Here is a 4,340-nt window from a genome sequence, read left to right on the forward strand (position 1 = left end):
CTCGGCGGCTCGGCGGCTCGGCGGCTCGGCGGCTCGGCGGCTCGGCGGCTCGGCCGGATTGATTCTAATCAAGGCAAACCCGTGCAACAAGCCACCGAGCAACTCTGCTCTCATGGCCGCCCCCCACATATATCGAACTCACCGATAATCGAACGACGATGCCGAAGCAAGGGACAAGTCGCAGGCCGGCCGGATGAACAGGTTCACAATGCCGTTATCGCAACTCTCGCCGGGAACCGGAGTTTCCTGCGCCCGTTGAGCGGGTGCGGCGGCTTCCCGCAGACCGGCTCACGACGAGACCCCCGGGACCGCCGCAGCCGGCGCCGGCTCGACTTCCGCCAGGAACAAGCCCCATTTCAATCCTGCATACTTCCTCATATCTGTTTTCTCCCGAAGCCGATCCATGCATCATGAACGCGATCCACATAATATCCCACATACAGGAAATCCACGTATCGAATTATCCCCGGTGCCCCCCGCTGTAACGCATTACCGTCATTTCAGTTCCCCAAGTGCAATCATCCCTCCGAATCCCTTCGATTTAGGCCAACCGTATTTCGGGCATTTGCCTCTTGCCCTGTCCGGAAACTTCCCTTATATTCAGCCTGTTCATGGGAGAAAGATGACCTGACCCCGGATAGTGACCTACAAACGAAAATCTCATTCGAGATTTACACCGGGGAGCCGCGCGGCGGGATTACGCCTGAGCGTGCCGGGGAGCGGGGCAGAGGCGCAAAGTCGGTCCGGGGAGGAACCCGATACCCGGAAGGTCCAGAATCGCGTTCTACGGCGTTTCATGATCGTCCAGATTCCGGCGATCCGGCGAAAATTGACGAATTCCGGCGCTGACGGCATCGCTGCGCGCGACGCGACTATACTTGCTACACGTCCGGTCATGCCTTGGAGTTCGTTCGCAGTCTGGTCACCCGGATCGGGCAGATATTGAGCGGCGTCAGAGGCTGTGCGCATCTTCAACCGCTTTCTCCCAACGCCGCTGGTCTTTGTCCGACATGGTGCGAAGCGGCAACGGGTAATCTTCCCCGTTGTCGGGTTTGAACCAGCGCCACGCGTGTATTCCGTCCGAAAAGACCTCAAGGACGCCGTGCTGACCGTCGCGAACTGACCGATAGGGAGGAACGATCAGCTTGCCCTCCACTTTCGGTCTCCCGTACGGGCTTACGATCTTTCCGATCCTTGCCATCAGTCATCCCCATCAGGGGCAGGAGCCGGATCGTTCCGGCGTGTGATGTAGTCCCGCAGGAACGCGAGTTGGCTGTCCATTCCGTCGAGACGTCCCCGCAGTTCCGCCAGACCGGTCTCCACCGCCCGAAGGCGCGCCTCAAGGCTGTCCATACGCGCAGAGAGATCGCGTCGCAGGTCGCGAATATCCGCCCGGAGCCACAGGAACAGAGCGACGATAAGGGCCGGCGTAATCCACGGGGCAAGATCTTTCAGCATGAAGGCTCCTTCGCTCATGACGGCGGCGCAGTCTCCCGTTCGAGACGGAACCGGACATCCTCCGAGCCCATGTTGTCAGCGGTGCGTTTCACGCCGGTTCCCTTGTTGGCAGGTATCCGCTTGCACCTCAGCATACCGGTCAATTCGTCGTCGGGGAAATCCCGAAGCCGGGTGACGATGCGCGGAAGCGAGCGCTATTGCAGCAGCCGGTTGATCCGGTCCTGCCAGATCCGGGTATGGATGACCCTGTGCCGATGCAGATCGCCCTCGAGGATTTCGGCCTTCGTCATTTGCGATACCCGACGCCAGTCCAGGTCGAAGATGTAGGTGGCGTTGTCGAGCATGGCGCTTTCCAGGACGGCAAGCCCCCTCGCCCTGAAAATGTATGCGACATAGGACCTGAAGCCGCGCTCTCCGATGTAGATTTCGTCCGGGGCGAAGGAGACAAGCGTCTCGTGCCGGAAGAGGACTGGGGCGGACGCCTCCGGGTCCCTGGATTCGAGCGTATTGGCGACATGTTGGCGGACCTGCTTCCACGGATACCGGCCCGGAGGCAACAGGGACCAGTTCACGTTGTGGGCCGCAGGCGGGGGTTCCGGGGCAACCGGCGGGAAGAGGCTGGCTTGTGGAGGTGCAGGTTCGGATCGTTCACCGCTCGGAGCCTCGCCGGCCGTGCGGACATATTCGAGCCAGGAAGGATCGGGCGTTTCGCCGGCGGTCCGCATAGTCTCCAGGATGAGGGACACGAGGCGCCGGCCCCGGTCCCGGCAGTCTGGTGACGGGCAGACGGCGACCAGTCCCCGGGGATAGCGGCCTTCGGCCGCGGCCTTGCCGTCATGGGCCTCGATCCGGAGCCAGCCGGGCTCGGCGTAGCAAGTGCGCCGGCAAAGAGAGCAGGACATGTGGCCGGAAACGGTCTGCCTTCCGAGGAGGGATTCGATCTCATGCAGGCCGCGGGGGCATTCCAGCTTGCGCACATACGCCAGCCCCGTGCCGCCGACGGTTCGTTCCATGCCCGGATTCCCTGCTCGCTACCGCCCCCGGACCTTCACCGCGCAGTCCATATATCCGCTCTCGGCTTTCTTCGCTCGTTGGAAACACTCCATCAGGGTCTCGCCGTAATAGTTCCAGAAATGATCCTTCCAGCCCAGTGTGGGGTCCGCCTGCGGCGCCACCTCCACGCGGCTCTGGAGCGCGACGCCGCCGGCGATTCCCAAGGCAAGCATCGCCGCCATGGCCACGACCGCCCTTGCCACACGCCGGCGTCCCCGCCTGCGATCGCCGGCAAGGACCGTCGTCGAGCCCGACAGCATTTCAATCTGCGGGCCCATCTTGTCGCTCCAGGCCTCGATCCTGTCCACGACGCCGCGCATCTCGTCCAAGTTCTTCGCCAGGCCGGCAACCGAGTCCTCGCTGAGCTGGTTCCCGTCCCTGCTCTCCTCCTCGACCCCGGCAGTCGTCCCCTTCCGTGCCTCCAGCTTCGGCTCATCCGACCCTTCGGCGCCGCCCGTCTCGGCCGTCTCGACTTTCCCGCTCGCCGGTCGGCCGGGCTCCGGATCGTCCCGAGCGGTCTCCGCCGGTTCCTTCTCCGCAGGGGTCTCTTCAGCCTTCTTTGACATCAGCGTCCTGCCGCCCTTGATGACCTTGCCAGCCGGTTCAGACACGGCTTTCCACGCCCTCTCCATCCTGCCCGGCCCGGAGCCGGCTGTTTCCTTTCCACCCGGCCCTTCCCGGCCTTGATCCCGCGCTTTGCTTTGATCGTCATCGACCTCGCCGTCACGATACTCGCCTGCGGTGTCAGCCTCGCCGTGCCCGTCGTCGCCTCTTCCCGGATCGGGCCCGCCCTGAGCCTCCACGCGAGGCATCCCGGGTTGCTCGGCGCGCCCGGCCGTCTCCGCAACCTCTCCGTAGGGGTCGACCGCTCCGGCCCCGGTCACCCTGTCAATCGCCCCGGCCAAAGCGCTGTCCGTCTGTTTGTCGTCGGCGTCCACTCCGGGAACGGCCTCCGGGTCCCGGCCCGCGTCCGGGCCTTGTCCCATTTCGTCCAAGTCACCCAGGCCCTCGTCTGGATCCCACGGTTCTTCCATGCCTGCCGGCTGTATCTCACCCGTTTCCGGATCGACTATCTCGCCGGTCGACGTCACAGGCGCCAAGACCGTTTCGGCCCCGGCGCCCGTCCTCGGCTCCTCTTCCACCGCTGCGTCATTCGGGGCCGGTTCCGCCGGCCGGTCCGGCGCGGCGGTTGTCTCGGCGGCCGGCGAAACCGGCGTTGCCCGGTCACCGCCATCTGGCGCCAGCCCGCCCTCTTCAACTGCCTGGCCGTCAACTTGCGAGGCCGGAATTGCCGCGCCCTCAGCCGGCGAGCTTTCACCACCGGCTTTGTCGACGCCATCGCCGCCCGCTTCGCCCAGAATTTCCCTCGCTTTCGTCCTCGCCTCTTCCAGGCTCATCTCTGGAAGCCGCCCGATCCCGATCCGGCGGCTTCGGACCTTCCCGTCCTCTCGCCTCGTCTTCTCGCTGACGATCCACGATTTCGTTCCCGAAGCCAGTATGCGCACTCCGAAGCCCGCCAATCCCTCGTCCCAGGCGACCCATTCCTTTTCGCGTTTCTCCAGCGCATCGACACTCGCCTGATCGAACAGGAACTTCGTTGACATCCACACCTCCCGTTGCAGCCTTCGCCGTACAGTTCCGAATCAAGCCCGCGCTCCATGGAGCAGCCGTGGATTTCGTGGGGCGCGCCATGGGGCCGGGCTGCGCGCCATGGGGCGGCCGTGGATTTCGTGGGGCGCGCCATGGGGCCGGGCTGCGCGCCATGGGGCGGCGATGGATTTCGTGGGGCGCGCCATGGGGCCGGGCTGCGCGCCATGGGGCGGCGATGG

5 protein-coding genes are annotated in these 4,340 nt (G+C 64.7%); 1 reads left to right on the top strand and 4 read right to left on the bottom strand.

Features of this window, described 5'->3' with window-relative positions:
- Positions 1 to 952: 952 nt before the first annotated feature.
- From OXG98_03470 to OXG98_03485, 4 genes are all read right to left on the bottom strand, one after another.
- A complete protein-coding gene (locus OXG98_03470) occupies positions 953 to 1,201 on the bottom strand; it encodes a hypothetical protein (GenBank protein ID MCY3771067.1) in 249 nt (82 codons plus the stop codon).
- Positions 1,201 to 1,458: a hypothetical protein gene (locus tag OXG98_03475; GenBank protein ID MCY3771068.1), complete on the bottom strand. Its 258-nt coding sequence runs from the start codon at positions 1,456 to 1,458 to the stop codon at positions 1,201 to 1,203. Before OXG98_03475 ends, OXG98_03470 begins: the two co-directional genes overlap by 1 nt.
- A gap of 194 nt (positions 1,459 to 1,652) precedes the next feature.
- Positions 1,653 to 2,471: a hypothetical protein gene (locus OXG98_03480; GenBank protein MCY3771069.1), complete on the bottom strand. Its 819-nt coding sequence runs from the start codon at positions 2,469 to 2,471 to the stop codon at positions 1,653 to 1,655.
- A gap of 18 nt (positions 2,472 to 2,489) precedes the next feature.
- On the bottom strand, positions 2,490 to 4,115 hold the full coding sequence (locus tag OXG98_03485) for an integrase arm-type DNA-binding domain-containing protein (GenBank protein ID MCY3771070.1): 1,626 nt from the start codon (positions 4,113 to 4,115) through the stop codon (positions 2,490 to 2,492).
- On the opposite strand from OXG98_03485, the gene OXG98_03490 reads away from it, so the two are divergent.
- The coding region (locus OXG98_03490) for a hypothetical protein (protein MCY3771071.1) at positions 4,109 to 4,340 on the top strand (232 nt) is incomplete at its 3' end. The genes OXG98_03485 and OXG98_03490 overlap by 7 nt on opposite strands.

The sequence above is a fragment of the Gemmatimonadota bacterium genome, from assembly GCA_026706345.1.
In the GTDB taxonomy this organism is placed as follows: Bacteria; JAAXHH01; JAAXHH01; order JAAXHH01; family JAAXHH01; genus JAAXHH01.

Excerpts from the sequence above, each read along its gene's own strand:
- OXG98_03485 (MCY3771070.1), bottom strand. The coding sequence starts at position 4,115 with ATGTCAACGAAGTTCCTGTTCGATCAGGCGAGTGTCGATGCGCTGGAG.
- OXG98_03470 (MCY3771067.1), bottom strand. The coding sequence starts at position 1,201 with ATGGCAAGGATCGGAAAGATCGTAAGCCCGTACGGGAGACCGAAAGTG.
- OXG98_03475 (MCY3771068.1), bottom strand. The coding sequence starts at position 1,458 with ATGCTGAAAGATCTTGCCCCGTGGATTACGCCGGCCCTTATCGTCGCT.
- OXG98_03480 (MCY3771069.1), bottom strand. The coding sequence starts at position 2,471 with ATGGAACGAACCGTCGGCGGCACGGGGCTGGCGTATGTGCGCAAGCTG.